This is a genomic window from Pseudarthrobacter lactosi (genome assembly GCF_055412785.1).
This window is the reverse complement of the sequence record NZ_JBVAYS010000007.1, coordinates 1-24,016: the sequence shown is the minus strand read 5'-3', so window position 1 is coordinate 24,016 and position 24,016 is coordinate 1. Positions and strand designations below refer to the sequence as shown.

General features: G+C 61.1%; 18 protein-coding genes and 1 pseudogene. 1 reads left to right on the top strand and 18 read right to left on the bottom strand.

What is annotated here, in order from left to right; genetic code table 11:
- Positions 1–403: 403 nt before the first annotated feature.
- The 5 genes and pseudogenes from ACZY0Q_RS19830 to ACZY0Q_RS19810 all read right to left on the bottom strand — a co-directional run.
- Positions 404–685 (bottom strand): annotated as a pseudogene (locus tag ACZY0Q_RS19830) (DUF4913 domain-containing protein); the annotation flags it as partial.
- Between the two features lie 330 nt (positions 686–1,015).
- A complete protein-coding gene (locus ACZY0Q_RS19825) occupies positions 1,016–1,462 on the bottom strand; it encodes a DUF4913 domain-containing protein (RefSeq protein WP_463919438.1) in 447 nt (148 codons plus the stop codon).
- Between the two features lie 11 nt (positions 1,463–1,473).
- Positions 1,474–1,644, bottom strand: a complete 171-nt coding sequence (locus ACZY0Q_RS19820; protein ID WP_463919436.1) for a hypothetical protein — start codon at positions 1,642–1,644, stop codon at positions 1,474–1,476.
- Positions 1,645–1,887: 243 nt separating this feature from the next.
- Entirely contained in the window at positions 1,888–2,334 is a 447-nt protein-coding gene (locus ACZY0Q_RS19815) for an SCO6880 family protein (RefSeq protein ID WP_463919435.1), read from the bottom strand.
- Positions 2,335–2,701: 367 nt separating this feature from the next.
- On the bottom strand, positions 2,702–4,663 hold the full coding sequence (locus ACZY0Q_RS19810) for an FAD-binding monooxygenase (protein ID WP_463919434.1): 1,962 nt from the start codon (positions 4,661–4,663) through the stop codon (positions 2,702–2,704).
- Positions 4,664–4,845: 182 nt separating this feature from the next.
- Between ACZY0Q_RS19810 and ACZY0Q_RS19805 the strand changes: the two genes are divergently transcribed.
- Positions 4,846–5,079 carry a hypothetical protein gene (locus ACZY0Q_RS19805; RefSeq protein WP_463919432.1) on the top strand — a complete coding sequence of 78 codons (234 nt, stop codon included), beginning with the start codon at positions 4,846–4,848 and terminating at the stop codon, positions 5,077–5,079.
- Between the two features lie 199 nt (positions 5,080–5,278).
- Here the strand turns inward: ACZY0Q_RS19805 and ACZY0Q_RS19800 are convergent, their stop codons facing one another.
- The 13 genes from ACZY0Q_RS19800 to ACZY0Q_RS19740 all read right to left on the bottom strand — a co-directional run.
- The gene (locus tag ACZY0Q_RS19800) at positions 5,279–6,790 is read right to left on the bottom strand and encodes an amidohydrolase family protein (RefSeq protein ID WP_463919430.1); all 1,512 of its coding nucleotides are present in this window, start codon (positions 6,788–6,790) and stop codon (positions 5,279–5,281) included.
- A 517-nt stretch (positions 6,791–7,307) separates the two neighbouring features.
- Positions 7,308–8,891 (bottom strand): serine hydrolase domain-containing protein, encoded by a 1,584-nt coding sequence (locus ACZY0Q_RS19795; RefSeq protein ID WP_463919428.1) that lies wholly within the window; start codon positions 8,889–8,891, stop codon positions 7,308–7,310.
- 497 nt (positions 8,892–9,388) lie between these two features.
- Positions 9,389–9,643, bottom strand: coding sequence for a hypothetical protein (locus tag ACZY0Q_RS19790; RefSeq protein ID WP_463919426.1), 255 nt, complete (start codon positions 9,641–9,643; stop codon positions 9,389–9,391).
- Between the two features lie 67 nt (positions 9,644–9,710).
- A complete protein-coding gene (locus ACZY0Q_RS19785) occupies positions 9,711–11,366 on the bottom strand; it encodes a thiamine pyrophosphate-binding protein (RefSeq protein ID WP_463919424.1) in 1,656 nt (551 codons plus the stop codon).
- A 1-nt stretch (position 11,367) separates the two neighbouring features.
- Positions 11,368–12,468, bottom strand: a complete 1,101-nt coding sequence (gene hisC / locus ACZY0Q_RS19780) for a histidinol-phosphate transaminase (protein ID WP_463919421.1) — start codon at positions 12,466–12,468, stop codon at positions 11,368–11,370.
- A 521-nt stretch (positions 12,469–12,989) separates the two neighbouring features.
- Positions 12,990–14,264, bottom strand: coding sequence for a type III PLP-dependent enzyme domain-containing protein (locus tag ACZY0Q_RS19775; RefSeq protein WP_463919419.1), 1,275 nt, complete (start codon positions 14,262–14,264; stop codon positions 12,990–12,992).
- An 8-nt stretch (positions 14,265–14,272) separates the two neighbouring features.
- The gene (locus ACZY0Q_RS19770; protein WP_463919416.1) at positions 14,273–15,859 is read right to left on the bottom strand and encodes an ABC transporter substrate-binding protein; all 1,587 of its coding nucleotides are present in this window, start codon (positions 15,857–15,859) and stop codon (positions 14,273–14,275) included.
- Between the two features lie 400 nt (positions 15,860–16,259).
- Positions 16,260–17,024, bottom strand: coding sequence for an ABC transporter ATP-binding protein (locus tag ACZY0Q_RS19765; RefSeq protein WP_463919415.1), 765 nt, complete (start codon positions 17,022–17,024; stop codon positions 16,260–16,262).
- A complete protein-coding gene (locus tag ACZY0Q_RS19760; RefSeq protein WP_463919414.1) occupies positions 17,021–18,949 on the bottom strand; it encodes a dipeptide/oligopeptide/nickel ABC transporter permease/ATP-binding protein in 1,929 nt (642 codons plus the stop codon). The genes ACZY0Q_RS19765 and ACZY0Q_RS19760 overlap by 4 nt, the downstream gene beginning before the upstream one ends.
- 2 nt (positions 18,950–18,951) lie before the next feature.
- Positions 18,952–19,941, bottom strand: a complete 990-nt coding sequence (locus tag ACZY0Q_RS19755) for an ABC transporter permease (RefSeq protein WP_463919411.1) — start codon at positions 19,939–19,941, stop codon at positions 18,952–18,954.
- A 301-nt stretch (positions 19,942–20,242) separates the two neighbouring features.
- Positions 20,243–21,895, bottom strand: a complete 1,653-nt coding sequence (locus tag ACZY0Q_RS19750; RefSeq protein ID WP_463919410.1) for a PucR family transcriptional regulator — start codon at positions 21,893–21,895, stop codon at positions 20,243–20,245.
- Between the two features lie 103 nt (positions 21,896–21,998).
- Positions 21,999–23,105: an o-succinylbenzoate synthase gene (gene menC, locus ACZY0Q_RS19745; RefSeq protein WP_463919408.1), complete on the bottom strand. Its 1,107-nt coding sequence runs from the start codon at positions 23,103–23,105 to the stop codon at positions 21,999–22,001.
- Positions 23,102–24,016 (bottom strand): hypothetical protein (locus tag ACZY0Q_RS19740; protein WP_463919406.1); only part of this gene is annotated, 915 nt, incomplete at its 5' end. The genes ACZY0Q_RS19740 and menC, both read right to left, overlap by 4 nt.

The window sequence follows — 24,016 nt, the reverse complement described above, 5'->3', positions numbered from 1 at the left end:
AGGGTCAGATGATCGTCGACGAGGCCCTCGGTGCTGCGCTGGGCCAAATACAGCCTGCGTGGTCGCCTCGGGTGCGTATGGGCGTGAGTCCCACGAGCACAGCAATAAAATCCGCACTGACAGATACCTCTATTGTGGAGCTCTGCCAAGCAAAGGCACCACGGTTGAAGTTGGTGACTTCGGGAGGCGAAAATTGCAGGAACAATCTGCACCCCCGCCGAACTCTGTTTTTTGCAGTGCTGTTTGGTCGCGGGCGAGGCCTCTCGTACCCCTCGCGTTGCAAGAGCGTCTGGCTAAACTTCTTCTCCCATGGGCTGAAAATCCACGGTCGATACCAAGAAATGAAGCGAAATCTGCTGTCGCTAGTCATCAAGGGTCTCGGGCTCCAAGATTCCGGGGCCCGTCAGGAAGGGCCCAGCCTCGTATCGGGAAACCAGCCGGCAGGCGCCTTCTTGGGTTCCAGGTGTTCTGGGTCTCGGTGGCCGGATTTGTCGCAGTTGCAGAAGGGGCCGCGGGGATCCAGGAGGATGCGCGTGTTGTGGTCGGCGTGGTCACGCCACCAACACGTGATGCCGCTGTTCCCAGGCCCGCCATAGGGCCTCTAGGCGAGACTGGCCTCGGGATGGAAGTACCATTCCATGCACCACTTGGCGCTTCTGTCATCGACGTCGCGGACGTAGGTGGGTCCACGGACCCCGCCGCCTCGACGTCATCATCGTGTATTGAGCGATGATGAATCTGATCTTCAACATGCTTGGCGGCCGATCGTGGGCAATATGCCGAGATTCGCTTCAACGGACATCCAATCCGGACGGGTGTGATCGACAATGAAACCTCGGACGGAACCATTCTCTGGTTGGCCCAAACAAGGCGTATGCAACCGATGGCTGGTGGAAAGGCCGAAGGCTACAGGTCTGGCGCCCGCATGAGGACGAAGGCGACTCCGCCCACGTCCTTCACAGGACCTGCCCTGGCGGCTTCGAGGCGCTTGGCTGAGGGCCAGCTGGCATGTACCTTACCGAGGAGCCTCTAGGCGTACGTCAGGGAACCAACCTTCCGGGGCTTTCTTCGGTTCAAGGTGTTCGGGGTCCCGGTGCTTTTGCATATCGCATTTGTAGAACGGGCCTCGGGGGTCCAGGAGCACGCTCATGTGGTGGTCCGCGTGATCTCTCCACCAGACACTGATGCCCGTGGCTCCGTCCCGCCTGAGGTGTTCCCAGGCCCGCCACAGTGCTTCCACGCGGGATAGTGCTTCGGGGTGGAAATGCCACTCGATGCACCATTTCGCGGAGCGGCCGTCGACTTCGCGGACGTAGGTCGGCAGCAGCTGCTCGTGCAGGAACTCCTCGGCTGAGCCGTAGACCAGTTCAGCAGGCTTCGGCTCTTCCGCCGGCCTTTCGGCAGGCGCCGCAGTCTCGCTGGTGCTGGGAGCTGTGCTAAATCGTCCGATATCGCTGTTCATCTCAGAACCTCCTACGTCGTGACCCAGGGATTTGCCACCGGCTCAGCTGCCACCGGTACAGCCGGTTCCTCAGGACGGGGGCTGTAGGTCTTGATGGACGCCTCTACACCTTCCTTGTGCGGGCCGGTGTACCAGGGCATGGTCCGGACCAGCGTGGCCGGTGCACCGGACGCCAGGACCACGGCGCGGCCACGGTCATGGGCGAGGACGCCCCGGAGGAAACGGCCACAGACCGCAGACCTGGACTGTCGTTCCGCGGTACTCCGTCACGGACGGGACGAGAGCGGCCATTCCCCCGCCGCGTCCCGTCCACCCACGGGAGCCCGGCCCGGCCTCGCGCGGCCGGCGCTCAGCCTTCGTCGGTACAGCCGTGACCGGCTCGGCTGCCTTCCTGGAGGAACGCGTGAACATCTTCAGACGGGCCATTACAGTGCATCCTTGACTTCGGAAGGCAGCAGGCTGTGCTTGGGCAAGACCAGACCCAGCGGGAGGGATGCCGCGAACGCGGTGTCCTGCGCTCCGTAGGCACGGCGCAACAGCACCCGGGCAGTACCGGAGGTCTGTTCAATGGCCGCGACGGCATCAGCGAGCCGTCCCCTATCGGTCACGGTGGCCGTGACGACCATCCCGAAGTTCACCAGCCCGGCACCCTGGGCTTCCTCCTGGGCAGTTTGAACAGCGGAGCGGGCGTCGACCAGGGCGCGGGCGGATGGCCGGGTCCCGGAGGTGATGCGGACGTTGGCGTTGTTCTGGTCCCGCTCGACCACGGCAGCTGCGCGGGCGGAATTCATCGGGCGGTACAGCAGTGAAATCCGTTTAAGGTCAATGTCCCCGTGCGGGGCCAGCAACCGTGACAGGACCGAGGAGTGCACATCTATTTGAGCGGCCGCTGACGGAGGCCCAGCGCCCGTGCTGCCATCCCACTGGAAAAGGTCTTCGTCACCGTGTCACCGTGCTTACCATCTCTGTCGGCGCAACCAGACCCGATCGCGGAAAGGGTCCCCAGATACGACCCACCGGCAATCCCCGGACCGGCAGCCCGCCGTGATCCTGCCACCATGCAATGTCGCCGCATTAACAGCAGGGATACCGCCGCTCTCCTCCTGGCCGTCCTGGCTCGGCCCCTCTTCGTGGACCTGCAGAAGGCGCCTTGGCCACAGGACAGAACGAGCAGTCCCACACGGGAATTTTGGTTGCCTTGCCGGAGGGGGGCCCGGCTCAGGAGAACCGCCTTGGCCGTTATGCTCCGTTGCTGACGAGGGATGACTGTGCGCCGGGCACGTCCTGCGGCGTCGCCGATGGGACCGCTATGGCCTGCTTGTTCGGCAGGAGGGGTGCGAAGAACGCTCCCAGTTCGGCGGTTGCCGTGAGTGGGAGGACGTTCGCCACGTACTGGTCCGGCCGCACCACAACGACGGCACCGGCCCGGTCCAGGCCGCGCAGTTCGAAGATGTCCGCGGCGGGGTCTGTGGCGTAAACCTTCTCATAATCGGTGAGCTTGAACGGGCCAACCTGGGGTTTGAACACTGCGGGGACGGCGCCGAAATCGATGCTTGGGTGATCCTGCTGGTAGATCACCTTCACATCGAACCACGCGTCAGGATCGGCGCCCGCCGGCGTCGCGGCCAGCGGCGATTCCGGCGAGTTCGCGATCCACTCCGCGAACTGTTCCGTGGGCGAGGTTGCCCCCGGAAGCGTCGCGTCCGCGAAGACATAAATCCGCCAGCGGCCGTCCGCCGTGGCATGGTGGCCGAGCTGTACCGGGTTGGTGTCGCCGACCCGGACAACGGGCGCGGACTTGAATCGCTTGCCTACCGGGAAGCCGGTCGCCAGGTCTTGGTGATCCGCGCCAGAGACAAGTACCGACGGCGCGTACTGGGTCATGAATCCGGCGGGGAACTCGGCGGTGCTGACGTAGAAGTCCTCCAGCTCCGAAGGATCCTCGAACTCCTCAGGCCTCTTCGCCATCAGAGTGGACCACTCTTTATCGAAGTCAATGAGGTTCTTGGCAATGACCTGGCGCTCCGCCGAGTAGGTGGACAACAGACTTTCCGGGCTGCGGCCCTCAAGCACGTGTCCCAGCTTCCACGCGATGTTGAAGCCGTCCTGCATGGAGACGTTCATGCCTTGGCCGGCCTTGGCGCTGTGCGTGTGGCAGGCGTCGCCGGTGATGAACACCCGTGGCGTGCGCGTGCCGCGCTGGTCGGGCAGGACATCGTCGAACCGGTCGGTAAGCCGGTGACCCACCTCATAGACGCTGTGCCACGCAACGTCGCGCACGTCCAGGGTGTAAGGGTGGAGGATGTCGTTGGCCTTCTGGATAATTTCCTCGATGGTGGTGTTGCGCACAGCGCCCTTGTCGTTGGGATCCACTTCGCCGAGGTCAACATACATGCGGAAGAGATGGCCCCCTTCGCGCGGGATCAGCAGGATGCTGCCACCCGAGCCGGACTGGATAGCGCACTTGGTGCGGATATCCGGGAAGTCGGTGACGGCGAGAGCGTCCATGACGCCCCAGGCATGATTGGCGGCGTCACCAGCGAGGGTGCAGCCGATTGCCTGCCGTACTTTGCTGCGGGCCCCATCGGCTCCGACGACGTACTTTGCCCGGACGATGCGTTCCTGGCCTTCGTTGGGTCCGGACGTATGCAGCAGCGTCACCGTGACGGGGTACTCCTCCCCATCCGTGACGCTGAGGGAAAGGAACTCGTAGCCGTAGTCGGGCGACATGCGGGTGGGCGCGTTGGCCATGTATTCGGCGAAGTAGTCGAGCACGCGGGCCTGGTTGACGATGAGGTGCGGGAACTCGCTGATGCCCGCCGGGTCATCCGGGGTACGGGCGGTCCGGATGATGCGTGAGGGGTCCGAGACGTCAGGCTTCCAGAATGCCATTTCGGTTATCGCGTAGGCCTCCGCGATGATCCGCTCGGCGAAGCCAAAGGCCTGGAATGTCTCAACGCTCCGGGCCTGGATGCCATCGGCCTGGCCGATGGCGAGCCTCCCTGGGCGGCGCTCCACGATCCTCGTGGTGACGTTCGGGAACTGGGACAGCTGTGCTGCCGCAATCATGCCGGCAGGTCCCGTGCCAACGATGAGCACGTCTATTTCGTCGGGAAGCTCTGCGGGCCGGTTGATGCCAACACCGGCGGCGGGTTGAACCCGCGGATCACCGGATACATATCCGTGGTGGTGGAACTGCACGGGCTTTCCTCACTTCACTGTGGGTATCGATCACCATGCATGGTGTTCTATATGCGAATTTGTGTTCGTCAACGGCTTGGCGACCCTGACCTTCATGTCTCAGGTCCCCTAATTGATAGCGGTCCCTTGGTTGGTCTACCCGCTTGTAGTTCTTGGCATGGGGAAGGTGCATGGTGTCCGGCGTGCCGAAGCTGATCAAGATTCTTCCGGCACCGCTGGTCGCGATCGCGGTCATCACCGTGATCACTTTGCTGGCTTCACTGGCAGTCCCAACAGTCGGGGACAAAGGTGACCTGCCCGAGTCTCTGCCGTCCCTCTTCATCGCGAATGAACCCTTCAGCCTCGAAACCCTGCAGGTCATCTTCCTTCCGCACTGGCCGTGGCCAGCGGAAAACTCCGCGCAGGCCTTTGAATAGGAGGCCTGCGACAACGACGGCGAAAGGGCACCCGGCTATGGAGTATCTGATCGGTTGCCTTCTGTAGGAGAAGCTCGTGGGCTATGCAAAGGTGCAATGCACTCAGGAGTTGGTGAGATGCCACGTTCGTTGGTCATTCGGTCGGGGAAGCCAAGCAGGTCCGTTGCCGCGGTGAGTCATGGCTGTCCCGGCTTCACCCTTATACTCGGCCGTTGGCCTTCACGGGGCGTCCGGGGAGAACATCAAGGCGCAGCCGGTCGTGCTCGACCAGGACCTCGCCCCCCACTAACACGTAGGCGTACCCGGTAGAGGGCAGAGTACCGGCACCGTAGGTCGCCCGGTCGGTGACAACTTCTGGGTTGAATACCACCAAATCGGCATCACAACCCGGCTGGACTCTGCCTTTGCGGCGCATCGCCGGGACGAACGATTCGAGCACCCTTGCCGGGCCCAGACTGCAACGGCTGACGGCTTCGGTGAGCGAAATGGAGCCCAGCTCGCGCACGTAGCGCCGGAGGAATCGGGAGAAGGTACCAGCCCCTCTGGGGTGAACTGTCACGCCCGACGGAGGCCATGCATATGGATCCCGTCGCACTTCTGGCCAGATCAAGGGCATGGCGTCCGAGCCTATGACTGTGCCGGGGAAGAGCAGCGCTCGGTCGAGTACCGCTTGGTCCAGTGGCGCGGCCTCGTTCAGATAATGAACAATCGCAACCGCTCCTGGATCGTTTTGCTGGAGTTCCGCCAGCATAATGTCGTCCGTGACACGCTGGCCTGTGGGCGTGTACACGATGGATTGTGGTGTGAGACGGCGCTCGTGCAAGCGTTCTGGGGAAAGGAAGTCCGCGCTGATGGACGTGGCACCGGCACCGTAAGGGTAGGCCTCGGTCGTTATCTCAGTTTGAGCGCGCTCAATCAGTTGGTGCACGCGGTCGATATGCCACAACGACGTGCTGTTGATGTGGCAATAGTGGGATCGCGCTCCTGTTTCCTGCGCTGCATGGACAATCTCTTCGGCGCCGTCAATTACCGCGTCCGGCACGTCCTCGACGAGGTCCCTCGCGTGGGTGAAGGTTGCCGTTCCGGTGTCCGCCGCAAGCTGGGCCATCCTGAGGTACTCCGAGGAGTCGACACGGGGGGCGTATCCGATGAGGAGCCCGAGACCAATAGCGCCGTCGTCGAGATCCTGGCCGAGCCGCGCCACCATGGCACTGATTTGACGCGGGGAGGCGGTGGCTTTCCAGGCGGGGTTCCCAAAGTGGGTCAGAACGTCCACCAGCTCGCCGGTAGTTAGGCCGGCCACTTCGGCCATCCTCGCTTGCTGCCACGAGGTTGAGTAGCCGTAGTTGATTGCCCGGCCTTCGTTTGCTGCACGTTCATAGTGGGCGGCGACCCCGGAAAGGCCGCCCTCGAGGTCCAGGGCGGTTGTGACGCCGTCTCGAGCCTGTAATCGTCCACCGGCGACGGATTGTGCGTGACTGTGCAGGTCGATCCAACCCGGAGCAATAACTAGGCCGGTTGCGTCAATCAATTTGATACCGCGAAGGGTGTCGTGGGTGACCGCAGTGATAGATCCCTTGGTAATGCCAACGTTTCGAATACCGTCCAGCCCCGTCTCTGGGTCGATCACACGGCCCCCGGTCAGGACGATGTCGTGGCTCTCCGAAGCACTTACGCCGTGCCGGACGTTATCAGCGGTTGGGCGGTCCAAGTCCATCATCCCGTGGTGCACGTGTCGGCCGGGGCAGGTGAGAAGGGCGGGCGCCCCAGGGACTCTCGGGGCCAGACTGGGCCATAGGCGGCGATGCACTCGACGAGGCTGCGTTTCGCGATTTGTCGCCCGCAGCGAAGGCCTCTGGTACTGGAAGGGGATTTGTGTTCCTGCGTCATGAGAAGCACGCGGGGTGGGCTCGAACGAAGTTCGCCCGGCACTCTTTCGAGGAAGTATCCAATTGGTTCCTGCATCATTAATCGCTTCCTGTTCGTAGCATCAAGGAATATTGTTGGAACCATACTGGCGGGAAACAGATCGGTCGAATTGATCTATCTCTACCTTTTCTTCGCACGCCATTCGTCGTCCTGGATGACTCTGATGAGGTCGGGAAATTGGCGCGCAAATTGTTAGCTGGCCAGCTCACGCAAATGCCCAGCCGCGGACCGTCCGGGACTTGTCGTCGCGTACGGAGATATCTGGTGCGGCACACCGGGGCCCAGCGTCGTGGCGTCGGTCAACCGGCAGGGGGTGCGGTCGCCAGATCTGATCCTTCTTCGGCTTCACGTTGAAGCAACCGGCCGGCGTAGAGATATTCGCGGTCTGAATCCCGGAGGTGGGCAATCTCAATCTGGTCTCCTTCGGTACCGACGAGAAACCGATTGGTGCCGAGGGGGGTTACGATCTGGGCTCCGCGATCGGGGTCTCCGGTCAAGGACGCCATTCGCATCGTAAGGCGACTGACGCCGTCGCTGTCACGCTCGAGGCGATAGGTGGACAGGTTGTTTGAGTATGTGCCGGCCATCGCAGTGATATCGAACTGATCAACGTCGGCCGAGAGTTTTGGCCGGGGCATCGTAAGGCCCAGCTCGGACCCGATCAGTTCCTCCAACTCCTTGATGAAGGCGCCGCCGCCGCTGGAGTTCGTGAGTATTGCGATGGCCAACATGGACTGCGGAAAGATGTGAAGGTCGGAAATCTGACCGATCGTCCCCCCGTCGTGAGTGGCGGAGGTTTCAGCGCCCCAGTCGTCCAAGCACCATCCAAGGCCCCAGCCGATTTCAGTCGAGGAAACCGCTCGCAGCGAAACCTGCTGTTCACGCATCATCCGAGATGACTCCGGCGAAAGTATGCGGACATTGTTCAGTCCCAGGCCATCGCGCAAATGCGCGGCAGCAAAGACAAGCAGATCTCCGACCGATCCGGTGATTATGCCGGCCGGACCCATGGACCGCGGGATCATCCATCGACTGGTGGGCACCACTTTCTGGTCAGGGCTTACCAGGTGTCCGACAGCGGTCCGGAACAGGGGGGCCTCCTTTGCCCGAGTGATAACGTGGGCAAGCCCCAGCGGCTGATAGATATGGTCGACGAGCACGTCATCCCAGGCCTTCCCCCGCAGCACCTCAATGATCCGTCCGGCTACCACGAATCCGGAATTGCAGTAGCTCAGGTGCCCGCCAGGGGCTGTGATACTGACACTGCTGGAAAGGCCAGCGACATATCGCTCGATGCAATCGTCGCCGTCTCCGGTATCAGTAGCCAAATCCCCTTCGATCCCGCTCGTGTGTGTCAGCAGGTGTCGAACGGTGACCTGATCGGCGTACTCGGCTGTCGAAAGTCTGAATTCCGGCAACACCTCTACTACGCGTGTGTCCAGGCTCAGTTTGTCTTCGTCGATGAGCTGCATGATCAGGGTTGCAGTCCAGACCTTGCTGATCGACCCATACTGGAACAGAGTCTCGTCGGTGACGTCGACTCCTGTAGCCTGGCTAGTCACCCCCGTTGCGAGGACTCGAGCGTCCACGTTTTCGTCCGACGCGAGAGAGATAACCCCGATCTGCGCGCCGGGGACGTGATGCTTTGAGGCGAGCGAATCAAGCCGCCGCTGCCACTGGGGCGTCTTCAACAGGTCATTTGGAAGAGCCGCTGACGGTACCGCATCTGAAAGCACTTGGAGCCTCTCTCGAAAGGATGGAGGAGTAAACATTGTGACCTGCGGCAGCAGGGGCGCGTTGGAGCGTTCATCCAGGTGTGCGCCGGTGCCCGGCGACGGAGGAAACATGGACTCCGTTCCCATACTACAAAGGCGGCGGCTCATGAGTTCGTCCTTCAGCACACGTTTCAACGCTCGATTTCGTGTGATGGAACAAGGGCTGACGGGTAATGGTTCGTGGAGAGTTCATGTCGCCCCCGGGTCAATTCCTGACATCTAGAACCCCCTACCCCGGTGCCCCTGAGCCTCAACCCGATCATCCGGGAGATCAGTCCGATGAGCAATGCGACGAAATCGACGTCATCAGCAGCGGCGACCTCGCATCCAGGGCGAGGTCTCTAGCGATGGTCAACAGATCGATAATGGCCAATTGGCCGTTGAGGTGACCAGCGCTTACAGCGGCGACGGCGCGATCCTTGCAGGAAGCCGGGAAGACCTGGTGCCCGGATCATCGAAGCCGCGATCCAAGCGCGCATCCGGCATGAAAGCGGCAAGCTGCTGAAATCCGATGCGCTGGCGACAGTCATCGAGAGTGCACGGAAATGGTGCGACGTGCGGCGGATCAACGTGCTCCAGTACAGCCAGATGCGTCCCGGTGGCCCTCAAATCCGATTGGTCTTGGTGGCATGCTCGCGTATCAGTCCGTAGGGAACGTCTGCGTTGAGTGCGACAACGAAGAATGCACTGTCGTGCCTTGTCACCTGGATTCCGTGCCGACCGTCATTGATGCCTTGTTCTATGAGGGCGTTGACCGCGGCTGTGAGGTCGTTCTGAATGCCGTCCGGGTCGCCGCCTGTTACGTGATAGATACGTCCTGGCTCTATTGTGGTGATCATCTGCTTGTCCTGGTTCTCCATGTTCGGTCTTGGGAAGCTACTGTTCCCTAACACGTGATGCTCCGTTTTACAGGTGCCGGCCGAGAACCTAGGCTATGTCCGTCTCCAAGGCCAAGACGGAGGCCATACTCTCCTGCATGTATTCCGCTACCTCGCTCTGTGAGATCGCAACATCGAGGATGAAGAGACCTTTCGCGCCGTCGGCCAGCCACTCGCTGAGATACTGGAGGTCAGCCAGTGCCCGCATCTTCACGCCTTCGGCACCCATTGCGCGGCCAACGGCGCTAAAGTCGACTTCCTCAATCTGCATGGCTGTGTCATCCAGGCCGCGAGCTGCATACTGGTGGATTTCAGCGCCGTAGGCTGCGTCGTTGAAGACCACCATCACCCCGCTTGGAATGGCTCGAACTGCTGAATCGAGATCAGCCAGTGCCATCAGGGCGCCGCCATCACCCGAGATCAGGACGGTGATCCGGTCAGGTCGTGCCACGGCCGCCCCGACGGCAGCTGGGAGCCCTAGGCCTATGGACTGGAAGGCAGTTCCGACCATCATCAGACCCTCAGGATCCGGGGCCTGGCAATACATAGGGACCCAGCCGCAGAAGTGACCGCCGTCCTGGACAATGGTGCGCTGGGCCGGAAGAAGCGTATCCAAATGCTGTGCAACAGCACGCGGGTTCAGCCGGCCGTCCCCTGCGAATTCCTCGGCGCCCTCGGATCGCGAGAATGCATCGGTGACCGCTTCGGGGTGGCGGGTGCGCCATCCATCAGAAAGCGGCGAGATGACTTCGGCTAGCGACTGCGCAACTACCGCTACATCCGCCTGAACGAAGCACGTGACGCGAGAGTTTGTGGCCTCCTCAAGTTCGTCTATTTGGATTACCTCGGCGTCTTCTGCAAACAGTGAGCCGTAGCGCGTCTGGAAGGCATTGAGGCTGGCCCCGGCCACCAGTACGACGTCTGCCGTACGCATGAGGTCCAATGGTCCAGCTTTCGCGAACCCACCCGCTATGCCCAAGTTCCAAGGAGAATCGAGGTAGTTGCTTGCCCTGACGGAGGTCGCGAAGAACGCTCCAATACTGTCCCCGAGCTCCACCAGTCTTGGCCCCGCCCCGGAGACGACGGCGCCGTGCCCGGCCAGAATCAAGGGGCGCTTTGCTTCCGTGAGCTTTGCCGCGATTCGTTGAACCACCACGTCATCAGGTGCTGATGGGGATGCCGCTGCTTCCGCTGCTGCTGGCTCCTGACGACCGGCTACCTGGCTGGAAACGTCATAGGGAATCGACAGGACAACAGGGCAGCGCTCGCGTCGGGCAGTGGACCAGGCCTCTTCGGCGATGCGTTCTGCGTTCCCTGCTGAGACTGTGAGGGTTAGTACACCCAGGCCTTGCGCGACCATCAGTTGATCAATGTCCCACGGCCGGGCGCCGGTCGTCGGGGCTTCACCGACAACGACCACCATCGGTGTCTGCGCTTTGGCTGCCTCGGTCAGGGCCGTCAAGGAGTTGGTGAAGCCGGCTCCGTAGGTCACTGTGGCCACGGAGATCAGGCCGGATGCTCGGTAGTAGGCGTCTGCCATGGCAACTGTCCCCGCCTCGTGCCGGGCGCTGATGTAAGGCACCCCCCGGCGGGTTAGATTGCTGATGAAAAAGGCATTCCCATTGCCCATGAGGCCGAATATTGCCTTGGTGTGCCGCGCGCAGACATCCGCAACGACGTCAGATACGTTCTGGTACTTTGACATTTCAGTTCCTTAACGTCCGGGCCGAGTGCCCAAAGAGGAAGGCCGCTTGTGCTGCCACCTCCAGAATTCTGTCGTTGCCTTCGGGTGTTCCTATGGTGATGCGAATTCCTTCTCCGGGAAAAGCGCGGATTGACACTGAGTTGTCCTCAAAGAGCTGCGCGAGAGCGTCAGTGTGTTCACCGCTGTCTATCCACAGGAAGTTGGCCTCGGACGGAAGGACTGGAAGTCCGAGGTCCAGCAGTGCGGCGCGAACCCGTCTACGCTCGGATATCAGGATTTCGACACGTACCTGTAGCTCTGATTCTGCGCGCAACGAAGCTATGGCCGCCTGTTGAGCGAGGGCTGTCACGGCAAAAGGCACAGCTACCTTTCGCAGGTTGACAATCAATTCTGGGGCGGCGATGGCATATCCAATCCGCAACCCTGCCAGCCCGTATGCCTTAGAGAATGTATGCAAGACAGCCACGTTCGCGTACTTGCGGAATAGGTCGATCCCGACTGCGGTGTCGGGAGCACAGTTGAACTGGATGTAGGCCTCGTCCAGCACAACGACAGTGTCTGAGGGAATTGATTCGATGAAGGCTTCGACAGCTTCAGCCTCCAACACGGCACCGTTGGGGTTGTTCGGGTTGCACAGGAAAATCACTCTGGTCTTTGGAGTTACCGCCTGGGCCATAGCAGCAAGATCATGGCTACCGTCCGCGGCGAGGGCGATCGGTTGCGGTGAGGCCCCTGCCGCAGTAGCAAGAAGCGGATAGGCTTCGAAAGAGCGCCAGGCGAACATCACGAGGTCTCCCGGATTAGTGACTGCGTGGATGAGCTGTGAGGCCACTTCCACGGAACCGGCGCCAAGTCCTACGTTCTCCGGGGAAACGCCCCAGCGCTCGGCTATGTTCCGGGTAAGTTCTATCGCGGTCATATCCGGGTATAGGTTGATGCTCGGCAGCGCGTCCATGACAGCAGCACCCACCGACGGCAAGGGTGGGTACGGATTCTCATTCGAAGAGAGCTTAAACGGCTTTCGCCCGCTGGCGCTCCGGGGCCCCTTGCCCTGCCGATAGGGTGGGAAATTTTCGAGTCCCGCACGCTGTGGGATTTCCATTGTTCCTCCTTCACAATATGGCTGCACAAGCTGTACAGAAGAACGGTAGGTTTGGTCAATTACCTTACAAAGTGCACCCCTCGGCCGGTCAGGCCTGCTTGTTGGCGCGTCTTCGTGCTGCGCCTGCCAAGGCCCTGCAGTGAGCTGGAAAGGAGCCCTGCACCGGGCTTGGAGCAGAAATGTGTGGGCGGCTCTGAATGAGTCCGAGGTGACGCAGTGACTGAGGCGGCACCATCCTCTGGGGCAGACGGACGCAGGAGTTGGACGAAGACTATCTACACGTTCTGCAGGCTGGCTCGGTTGGCGCCATGCGCGAGGACCGCTAGCTCAGCCCCGTCGCGACCCTTTTTAGAACGCTTGTTGTTCGGATCGCATTGTCGTACAGTCTTGGACCAGCCCCCAGCGTTTCTAATAGAGAACGACGGCCTCCACCACCGAAAGCAACGGTGGGAAGGGGTTTTCATTACATGAAAGCTTAGATGCCCGGAGGCTGCAGGACGGGCACCGTCTATCACATCTACTTAGAGCTGCGGCGCGGCCGTTGAGAGGATGTTCCGTGCCGCGTCAACAATAGGGAGCGCACGCCATCGATCGAAGGCGCCACATGGATGGCTAATGCCGAGACTAATGAGGTCGCCTGGCTTGAGTGATGAATCAGGGTTGACCGAGACGAAAGCGTGCTGATCGTTGACTCCTATCACCTCAGCGCCCGCCTCGACGTGAAGAACGCCATCGGAAGAGAATCTGCCGAGGACCACGGGAAGGCGCTCATCGGTCGGTACGTCACGGCGTCCGAAACCAGCAATGACAAGTTCTGGCTCCGGACGCGACCAGACGACAGCGACAAGTTCAAGGGCGGGCGTGAACCGGTCGCCACCGTCCTTTAGCCTCCCGTCGAGTGGCGATGTCTCCTGGTACAGCCCGTGATCGTGCGTGGCGTAGCAGCCGCTTCGAAGAATCGTCTCAACTGGAAAGCCGAACCGCGTAGGAGCCAGCTCTGCCACCACGCTGTCGAAGAACGAACTTCCCCCGGCAGTGATGATCGGCACTCGATCAAACAGCTGCTCCCGATGAAACTCCGTGAGCGTTCGGTGTAGCGACCTGAGGTACTTTTCCAGCCCCGGGGGTTTCGAACCTCCACACCGCGGCATCAGTCCCTCGTAGCCAGCCACTCCCCGCAATTCAAGCCAGGGCGAGGACGCCGTCCTACGCGCCAGCTCCCGGGCGGCCTCAACCGAGCGGGCACCTGTACGTCCGCCGGCGTAGCCGAGTTCCACGAGCACCCCCAACCGCTTGGCAGGCTCCCGAACAGCAAGGTGGGCCTCCAGAATGCGAAGACCTGCCATGGAGTCAACGTAGAGAAGAAAATCCGAGGCTTCTTCTGTCTCACCCAGAAAATGGTCCGCGACCCAGCTAATCCCCCGGTCCTCCACGAGAACGTTGGCCATCAGGATCCGGCGGTGTCCCATGGCGTAGAGGCCCCGCGCCTGGACGATCGACGCTGCCGTAAGGCCCCAGGCACCGGCGTCTACCTGGAGGTCCGAGATGTACGACGTCATCGAGGTCTTGGCGTGCGGAGCCAACATGACGCCTCGTGAGCTGCAGTACTCCGCCATAAGGACTACGTTCGAGCGCACCGCATCGTCGCTTAAGAGCATCACTGGGAGGTCGAGATCTCGTAGCGCGTTTCCGCTTCCGCGTGGCTGCCCAACCCTCTCTCCCTCTAAGGATGTACTTCCTGTTAGACCCGGCCCCATCGCCCACCTCCAATCTCCGTTTACCGGATCGCTATCCACGTATGAAGTCAGTTTGCTCGCATCCGAATTGACGATGGCTCAAGGTGACCAACCTCCAAGTCGAACGTGGCCTTCTTACCGAACCAGGGGACGTCCTTCTGTGCAAACGGTACGACGTCAACGCGTTTGTAGAGAGCATTTTCTGCTTCATTCCAGTCTGAACATCCGTCCGCTCCCAACTTGTTTCGGGCGCTGTCGGCGTATTTTACGTAGTCAGCGTTGTCTACGCTGCCGCTATTGAAGCCATTCGGGCTCGCCGGTCCCGAGACGAATGGAACCCATTGACTCGGCACAAGCAACCCGAGACTGACAAAGGAGACGTCCCAGTCACCGGTCTCATCGAGAACTTGCCCGATCTGCGCGTCGCTGGCTGCAACGAGCTGTACGTCCATGCCCAGCGTCTTCCACGAGGTCTGTACCAGTTCCATCGCGGCCGCCATTTGGGCCCCTGCCGAGGCGGGGTAGAGAACCTTGAGAGTAAGCGTCTTTCCGTCCTTCGTCCGAACTTTGTCAGGGCTTTCGACCCAGCCCGCGCCATCCAGTTCAGCCTTCGCGGTTTCGGGATTGAAGGTTGGAAAAACTCCGTCCGTGTGGTCTCCGGGGCAGACCTGCGGTTCGGCCAGGATCAGGCCCTTGCTTCGGGAGCCAGCGCCTCCGGTGATCACGTTGCGAAGATCATCGAGGTTGACTCCGGCGACGAGTGCTTTTCTCACTGCTTCGTCCTGCGCAGCGCGTCCCGTGGCCTCGTTGAAGAACATCTGACCGGCCTCTAACGGAAAGGTGGTTTTGAACAATTTCGCCGAATTGAGACGTGCGGAGTCAGCACCGCTGATACGAGCCGCGTTAAGCTCTCCTGACATCAGCAGGTTTGCCGCCGTGCCCTCATTCTCGATGATCCGTATGGTGACGGTGTCGGGGAGTCCGTCCTGCTTGGGGTTCCAATCCCCCGGGCCCCAGGTGTAATCGCTGCGCCGTGTGAGCGTGTAGCGATCATTGGCAGCAGTCTTTGTCAGAGTGAACATCCCGGTGCCGTCCGCACCTGCCTGCAATGATTGCCTGTTGGCCAAGCCTTTGTCACAAACGATTGCGACCAGGCTGAGATTTCTCACCAGGAACGGGTCAGGGGAACCACTGGTCACCGTAACGATTCCAGACGTGTCGTCTCCGACGGCTGTGGTGCCGGGCTGAACGGCTAACCCTAGAAACGGGGACGCATTCTTCTCATCGCCGATGAAGTCGAAGTTCTTGGCCACCGTCGAAGCTTTCAGCGCCGTGCCGTCACTGCACGTGATGCCTTTTCGAAGGGTGAATGTGGCTTTTGTCGTGGTGGCTTCCCATTTCTCGGCGAGGTAGGGTTCTTCCTGGCCGCTTGCGTTGATCGTTGTGAGAGTGTCGTAGAGGAATCGGTTCATCTGGATTGCGCCACTCAAAACGGACAGGGACGGATCAAGCGTCCCTGGGTCGCCCGAGAGAGCCATGGAGAACGTCTGTCCATTCAAGAGTGCGTCGCCCTCACTGCTTACCGACGGACCGGTACAGGCAGACGCTAGCAGGGCGATGCAGCCCATAGCCGCGACAGCGGTTATCTTCTTCACTTGGTACTCCGAATCTTGTGGTTGGGTTCCGGGGAATTGACGCAACACTATTGCCGCCCGGGTGCCGATACTTAGTCGCTTTGACCGACGTATCGTTGAGGTTCTTGTCTGGATCCACCAACCGGCATCGTGTGCGTCGGCGCACACGGGCCGCCTTGTACTTGCTACCATCTCGATGCCGATGGGAGTGTCCGACTCTTCTCAGCAAGGCCGTTCGGCCTGCACGAGATGGCCGGCCCGGCAGCAACTGTTTCGGACTTCACTTTCTTGTGTGCGTTTTGAGGTGCTGGTAAGGAAGTTCTTCATCTTCTTTCCAGGGACGGAGACGTTGTCTGCGTCATGCCATCCTCTGCGTCGGTGCCGTACGTTTGCGTGTTCCTGATCTCTGTGTACATGTTCTCTACCTGGTTACCGTAGGTCTGGGACCCCGCCGGGAAGCGGCGAGCAGGGCCTGTGTGTAGGGGTGCTGGGGTTTGTTGATGATGTCGTCAACAACGCCGTGTTCGACGAGAGTGCCTTCATGCATGACCGCCACGTCATCGCAGACGTATCGCACGACTGCCAGATCGTGCGATATGAACAGAATGCCGAGGTCGAGGGATGCTCTCAGTTCTTTGATGAGGTTGAGCATCGCGCCTTGCACGGACACGTCAAGGGCTGATGTCATTTCGTCGGCCACGATTACGTTTGGCTTGCCCGCTAGTGCACGAGCGAGGGCCACGCGTTGGCGTTGTCCCCCTGACATTTCGTGCGGAAGCGCGTAGGCCTGCCTGGGATCCAGCTGGACAAGTTCGAGCAGTCGCTGAACCTCAACCATTCGCTCGGTCTTCTGCCTGACCGCACGGGGGATGGCTTCGGCGATCGAGCTCCCCACGCTCATTCTTGGGTTAAGCGAGGAGAACGGGTCTTGAAATACCATGTGTACCGGTCGCGCACCCCGGGGCAGTGCCAGGATGTCCACCCCGCTGAGGGTCACTCGACCCTCAAACGGCTCAACGAGGCCCACCGCTGCTTTTGCCAGAGTCGACTTACCCGAACCGGACTCACCGACAAGTCCCACGATCCGGCCAAACGGCACCGTCAGACTGGTCGAGGAGACGATGGCCGGACTAGACTTGGCATCGCCATAGCGGAGACTTACGTTCTCGAACTGAAGAGAAGTCATCGGGTCTCACTCAGCCTTACAAGGTCGTGTTCATAGGAGCTGCTTTCGACGTCGACGGGGTTCCAGCACGCGACGCGGTGCTGGGGCCCGATCGGGGCAAGATCCGGGTCCGTCTGCCAACACTTCTCGGTGGCGTTGATGCACCGGGGGGCGAACGCGCAGCCCGCACCTACTTCGGTCAAGCGGGGAGGCCTGCCGGGAATAACCGGAAGCGGCTGCTCCCTGTCAGTTGTAAAGTTCGGCACTGAGGCCTGGAGGCCACGGGTGTATGGGTGCCTGGATTGGGCGGCCAGATCCGCCGCGGGTAGATCTTCGATCACGCGACCTGCATACATGACCATTACCCGATCACAGTGGCCAGCGACTAGATCTATGTCGTGCGAGATCAGGAGGAGCGAGGCTTCCCGTGCTGCTTTCGCCTCTTCCAGCAGATTCAGGATCTGCTGCTGGACAGTGACATCCAGCGCAGTGGTGGGTTCGTCGGCCACGATCGTGGTGGGCTCGCCCATGAGACCCATCGCAATCATGGCGCGCTGCCGCATTCCTCCGGAGAACTGGTGCGGGTACTGCGAAGCCCGCTCTTCCGGTTGATTGATCTTGACTGCTCCGAGCCTGCTGACGGCCCGGTCCCACGCTTTACGGCGCGAGAGGCCAGCGTGCTCGCGGGAGACTTCCGCGAGTTGTTTGCCCATGCGTTGGGACGGGTTGAAGGAGGTCATGGGGTCCTGGAAGACGACCGCCAGCCGTGTGCCCAGCAATGCCCGTTGGACCCTTGGACTGCAATCCTTCAGCGAAGTTCCCGAGAACTCCAAAGCATCGGCCGTGACGCGAATGGGTTCCTCGATCAGTTGCGATAGTGCCATGGCCGTCATGCTCTTGCCTGATCCGGATTCGCCGACGAGTCCCACAGACTCACCTTGGCGGATTGAAAAGCTTACGCCGCGCACTGGCCACAGCCACCCGTCTCGTTGGGGCAGCGCGACCCGGAGATTCGAGATCCGCACGGTCAGGCTCTTGTCGGGTTCGGCAGCAACGGGCGAGGGGGCCGCGAGTTCCTTTCGGTGTGGATGAGGCGTAAATCGTTTGGTGCGCCCCCCGATGACCTGCGCCGCGGCTTCTCCCAGGAGGTTGAAGGCAAGACCGGCCAGAAGTATGGCCAGGCCTGGCCCAAGGGCGGCCATGGGGTTGACGTATAACAGGGCCAGGCCCTCGTTGAAGATCCGGCCCCAGTCGTACTCGGGTGCTTGGACGCCGATTCCCAGGAAGGACAACGACGCGAACGCCAGCAAGGCGTCACCGGCGATCATTGTCATGTTGACGACCAGAGGGTCACCAATATTCGGGAGAACATGCCGGGAAAGGGCCCCGAAGCGCCCGACTCCGGAGACTCTGGCTGCTGCTACGAAATCCAGGCCCTCCACGGATGTCGCCAAAGTGTGTGAGAGGCGCGCGAAACCGGGCGCGATCGCCGCAGCGATCGCCAGTACCGCGCCGGTCATCCCCACGCCGAAGATAATGGCGAAGAAGAGGGCGAGAAGCAGGGGCGGAAAAGCGACCGCGATGTCTATGGAGGAAACGATCAGGCGACCCAACCGGCGGGGCAGCACCGAAGGCGCCAGGCCTAAAATCAGGCCAAAGATAACCCCGATGAATGTCGCCAGGAGCGCCAGGAAAATGGATAGGCGGGCCGCTACAAGCGTTCGCATCAACAGATCCCGGCCGAGGGCGTCGGTGCCGAAGATGTGCTCGGCGGAGGGGCCTTGCTGGATCGCCCCGATATCCTGCTGTCCGGCAAGATCACCAAGCCAAACCGGGGCGAAGACCGCCAGGATGAAGAATGCCCCCAGCAATATGAGTGAAACCGCGCCCAGCGGGCTGCGGACGAGTGAACGCCAGGGCGAAGAGGTTACTTCTGAGGATGCCATCCTCATGCTCCTTTTATCAGTGATCGTGGATCCAACAGGGTCAGCAGGCCGTCGACCACAAGGTTGGTAACGAGGACGATTCCGCCGAACATAAGCACTATCGCCTGGACAAGCGGATAGTCCCTCTGCTGTATTGCCGAGACGATGGTTGATCCAAGCCCCGGCCAGGCGAACACGTTTTCAATCAGCACGGTTCCTGCGACCATGCTGGAAAAAATGAGGCCGGCAAGCGTCAGAGTCGCTGTGCAAGCGTTTGGCAGTGCGTGTCTGAGGTAGATATGCGCTTGACGAAGACGCTTCGCGCGGGCTGTGCGTATGAAGTCTTTGTCGAGGACGGCCAGGAGTTCGACGCGCAGCACGCGGGCGAGGACGGCGATAGGCGCCGCGGCAAGCGCGATGGCGGGTAAGACCATTGAGGGTACTCCGTCCCATCCGGCTGCGGGGAGCCAGCCGAGCCCCACGGCGAAGACCGAAATCAGAACGGTTGCCGTTAGAAACGAGGGAACAGCGGCGATGGTGACGGTGCTCGATACGAAGCCCAATTCGACGCGGGGTCGCCGGCCGCCCCGGGTCAGAATCGCCGCGAGCGTTCCGAGGGGAATCGTCACTAAGACGATCAAGACGAAGGCACTCAGGACCAGTGCGAGCGTTGCGGGAAGTCGGGTGCTGATGACGTCCGAGACCGGTGAGCCGGTGATCATGGACGTACCGAAGTCGCCGGAGAAGGTGCTCTTAAAATAGTGGAAGTACTGGACGGGCAAAGGGTCATCGAGACCGAGTTCGGCTCGTCGCAATGCAACTATTTCCGCTGGGGCGCTTCGGCCAAGTGCAAGACGTACGGGATCGCCTGGAATGAGGTGGATCATCAGAAAGGCAGCCGTCATCAGTACCCACAACGAAACGAGGAACCGGGTGGCCCTGCGGGCGGCGAAAGCGAGCTGCGGAACCCGCCGCCGCTGCAACCCCCCCAATGATGAAGTGACCACTGTCATTGCAGGCTCCTATCGCCTTCGTGTGAACTGTCTCACCCATCATGAACTATCCGCGGCCGTCAGGAACTGGATGATAGAACAGGAGCCGGGCCAAGAGTTCGTCCCTTTATACCAATTACACCCGGCTGCCGTGGCGGCCCTAGCGAACTAGGCTTGGCCACGGAATCCCTGGCTCATCACCAAACCAGCTCATAGGTGGACCCTCAGACTCCACACGAATGACGCCGTCCGCAAACGTCCGTAACGGCTCCCGGCTGATGGACAGGAGCGCGATACGGTGGCACGGATGCTTCAGAGAGCGTTAGTCCTTGACGTGGGACTTCGCCATAAGGCGGATCTGGAGCATGGCTTCGAAGCGATCGTTGGTGGACGCCAGATCGATCTGGCCCACCTCCGCGACCCGCTTCAGCCGGTATCGGAATGTATTCGTGTGGACGAAGGCAGCTGCCGCAGCTTCCGCGACGTCCCCGAATGCGTTCAACCAGCATTCGAGTGTTTCGAGCAAGCGGCCGTTGTGCTCAGCGTCGTAGTCCTCGAGTCTGGCGATCGGTCCGCTGAGCTGGTCGCCTCGGGCCAGGGCCATGTCGCCGAGTTCCAGGAGGAGTGCTCCAATCTGGACCTCACGAATGGCCGCGACCGCCCCCGGCTCTGCCCGGTCGAGCATGACACGTAGTGCTCGGTCGGCACCTGTGCGCGATTGGATAAGGCTGCTGGCGTCCTTGGCGACGGACCCCACACCGACGACCGCCGGCACCTTGGATCCAAGCCGTCCGAAGAAACTGGTCAGAATGCGTTTCGCGCGATCCTCCCCATCATTGACAGCGGGGGAGAAGGGCAGAAGCCCATAGGTGACGTCACCTATCAGAGTAACGGCCGATCGTGGAGCCACTGCCCCGAGATGTACGGCGAGGGCATCTGACAATCGTTGCCGCTCAGCGACGAAGCGAGAGTGCGAAACGGGGTCCGCCGCGTCAGAGTTCTCGGATAGGACACCCAGTGCGACCACGGCCACCGCATGTCCAAATAGTCCCAGCCGGCCCAAGGCGTCCGGGGACCCGGGCCCACCTTCGAGGGCTGTTGCAACCAGGTCGGCTCGCAACCGGCGTTTGACGTCCGCACCGGCGCGCATTCGCAGCATGTGCAGGGCAACGAGTTTGGCGGCGTCCAAGAAAGCGCGTGTACGTTCCTCATTCAGATGCTGTGGGACTGCGGCCCAAATCGAGCCTAGGATCTCATCCCCGGCCCGTACCGCCACGGCGACCCGGAGCATGACCTTCTCATCGAAGTCGAGCGCCTCCCGCTGAAGATAGATTTCACGGTCGCTCCTGTATAGGGCTGCGATGGAGCCTGAACTTTCCAGCGCCTTCGTCAGCCGCTCGGGGACCCGGCGGCCCAGGATTGTCTCCACGCGCGAGGCGTCGGCGGCGTCCTGTCCACTTGAATAGGCGAGGACGTTGAAGCTGCGGTCCTCTATCGTCACCGGTGCATCGAGCAGCGCCGCGATTGCGTTGGCCAAAGCAAACAGATCCCCAGAGGGCATCCCACCAAGTGTGCTGGCCGCCTCGTCGCCGACATCATTCTCAGCCAGGATGTTGCGAAGCATCGCTGCAAGTTGCAACCATGAGGCCCCCTTAGCGAGGGCAAGAAGGACCACGCCGGACCTACGGACAGCTCGGAGCACCTCAGGCGTGTCATCGACTGGGGCGCGGATGATCAACGCCGCTGCGCCAAGCCGGCCAAGCTCGAAAAGCAACTCGTTGATGCGGGCGGCATCGTGAATGCCCACACCCAGAACGACGGCTTGGGATGGCATGGCGCCATCGTCGGCAGTGTCGTGGATGACGACGCCGGCGATGTTGGTCGCCTTCCCGACGTCGCCGGCGATGACCTCCAGGAGCGTATCGCCGAGGTCATCGACGACCCGGGACAGACTAGCGCGAGGTTTCAACGACATTGGAGTCAGCACCCTTTGAAGATTACGGGAATCAGCCGAAACCCATTGGTATGATTCTACCAATCTTCGGGACGTGATATGTCGTATTACCCAGGGCTTCGTGCTAGCGACCCACTTCCGTGGAGCCCGTCGCCACTTCGCGAAGCAATTCCTCTGAGGGCGTCACCCCAAGTCCCGGCCCTGACGGCACACGGAGACCGCCGTTCTGGAGAACGAATGGTTCGGTAATGTCAGTTTTGAAGAAACGATCAGATGCCGAAACGTCTCCCGGCAGGGTAAACCCGGGCATTGCAGCAAGGGCGAGATTAGCGGCCCGGCCCAGACCGGTCTCAAGCATGCCCCCACACCAGACCGGCACACCGTGGGCCGCGCAGACGTCGTGGATCCGACGCGCTTCGAGGTAACCTCCTACACGGCCCGGTTTAATGTTCACGATCTGGCATGCACCGAGGGTGATCGCGTCCGCCGCGGAGCGGGCCGAGACGATGGACTCATCGAGGCAAATGGGAGTTCTGATCCGGGTTGCCAACTGAGCGTGCCCGAGCAGGTCTTCTTCCTCCAGCGGTTGCTCAATAAGGAGCAGCCCGAACGAATCCAGCTTGGCCAGCTGGCTGGCATCCCCGAGTGTGTAAGCCGTATTTGCATCTACCTGCAAAAGGATGTCATCACCAAACCGCTCGCGGACGGCGCGGACGGGGTCGATGTCCCAGCCAGGCTCGATCTTCAACTTGATTCGCGCATAGCCCTCGCCCAGATACCGCCCGACCGTATCAAGGAGTTCAGGGATCGAGTCCATTATCCCCACCGAGACGCCGCTGAGGACATGGTCCTTCACGGCTCCGAGGCTTTGTGCGAAAGAAACGCCCTGGCCGCGCAATTCCGCGTCCATGACCGCCATTTCGATGGCGGCCTTGGCCATGCGATGCCCCCTGTATTTCGCCAGTTGCGGCCCAACAAGATTTGCAGTCACATCCTGCATGGTCATCAGGTCTGGCACGAGGTACTTGGCTAGGACATGCTCGGCTGCGTCGACGTATTCCGACGAGTAAAGAGGATCAGACATTGCAACGCATTCGCCCCAGCCCTCGGCTTCTGGGGTTCGAACACGCACCAGCAAGGCGTCCCGCACAGTCTGAACGGCAAACGATGTTCGAAAGGGGGCTACCAGCGGCAACTGGATCCGGACGAGCTCAACACTTTGTATTTTCACGACAGTTCTCCAGTATTCACGATATATCCCTTGTCTCGGTCAAAGCCTTCGATCCGACCACCGGAATCCAACAGACCGCCCAATACGTCCCGTACTGCGAACCGCCACATCGAGGCTAGCTGGGGATCTCGTCGCCGCGTGTCCTCAATGTCGGCTGGGACGGCAACCGCGACTTTCGGAGCAAGTACATCTGTTACCACCGGGCCGCCGGCCGCATCCTGCCACAAGGCAAGAGGAATCGATGAACTCGTCACGCCGGTCGAAGGAGCCGAGCAACAGCGGACGGTTCTCGAACTTGAGAGCTCCCATTCAAGGAGCAGCCTGTCGGACTCGTCACCAGAGTTGATCGCATCCCGCATGGACCCATAGTGGTTGACCAAGTAAGTCCGGGAGCGCCCACCGAGTTTGCTGACGTTGAAGTGCGCGTTCCTGCGCACAAGCGGGTCAAAAGTCCACGAAATCATATCTACCCCTTGGGCCAAGGCCCAGGCGCGCTGGTTGAGTTTCAAGGCAAACCCCAGATTCCGGCCGCGCGCGTCAGCGGCGACGCCCGCAACGTGGCTGTACATCGTACGGCTGTCCGGCGGACCCCAGAATCCGACGCATGCCCCTAGCAGGTGGCCTTCACTGAAGGCTCCGGCAACATAACTGCCGGATGTCGTGAGCGCCTGCAACACCTCCATACTGATGACTGATGCGCGGTCTCCGGGTTGCCAAATGGCATCGAACATATCAACGCACGCGCGAAGTTCCGCATTAACCGTGAGTTGACGAATAACGACGCCGGAGCGTGCTGCTGCTGCGGCGCTGTTGTCTGAAGCGTTCCGGCACAGATCCTCACACGGACGGCCGCTGAGGTTAGGAATGATTGGAGTCACTCTCCGAGCATCGCGGACAACGATGCTCCCGTC

Bases quoted from the DNA above. Each gene is read 5' to 3' on its own strand.
- ACZY0Q_RS19750 (WP_463919410.1), bottom strand. From the start codon at position 21,895: ATGTCGTTGAAACCTCGCGCTAGTCTGTCCCGGGTCGTCGATGACCTC.
- ACZY0Q_RS19765 (WP_463919415.1), bottom strand. From the start codon at position 17,024: ATGACTTCTCTTCAGTTCGAGAACGTAAGTCTCCGCTATGGCGATGCC.
- ACZY0Q_RS19825 (WP_463919438.1), bottom strand. From the start codon at position 1,462: ATGAACAGCGATATCGGACGATTTAGCACAGCTCCCAGCACCAGCGAG.
- ACZY0Q_RS19785 (WP_463919424.1), bottom strand. From the start codon at position 11,366: ATGTCAAAGTACCAGAACGTATCTGACGTCGTTGCGGATGTCTGCGCG.
- hisC (WP_463919421.1), bottom strand. From the start codon at position 12,468: ATGGAAATCCCACAGCGTGCGGGACTCGAAAATTTCCCACCCTATCGG.
- ACZY0Q_RS19790 (WP_463919426.1), bottom strand. From the start codon at position 9,643: ATGGAGAACCAGGACAAGCAGATGATCACCACAATAGAGCCAGGACGT.
- ACZY0Q_RS19760 (WP_463919414.1), bottom strand. From the start codon at position 18,949: ATGGCATCCTCAGAAGTAACCTCTTCGCCCTGGCGTTCACTCGTCCGC.
- ACZY0Q_RS19795 (WP_463919428.1), bottom strand. From the start codon at position 8,891: ATGAGCCGCCGCCTTTGTAGTATGGGAACGGAGTCCATGTTTCCTCCG.
- ACZY0Q_RS19755 (WP_463919411.1), bottom strand. From the start codon at position 19,941: ATGACAGTGGTCACTTCATCATTGGGGGGGTTGCAGCGGCGGCGGGTT.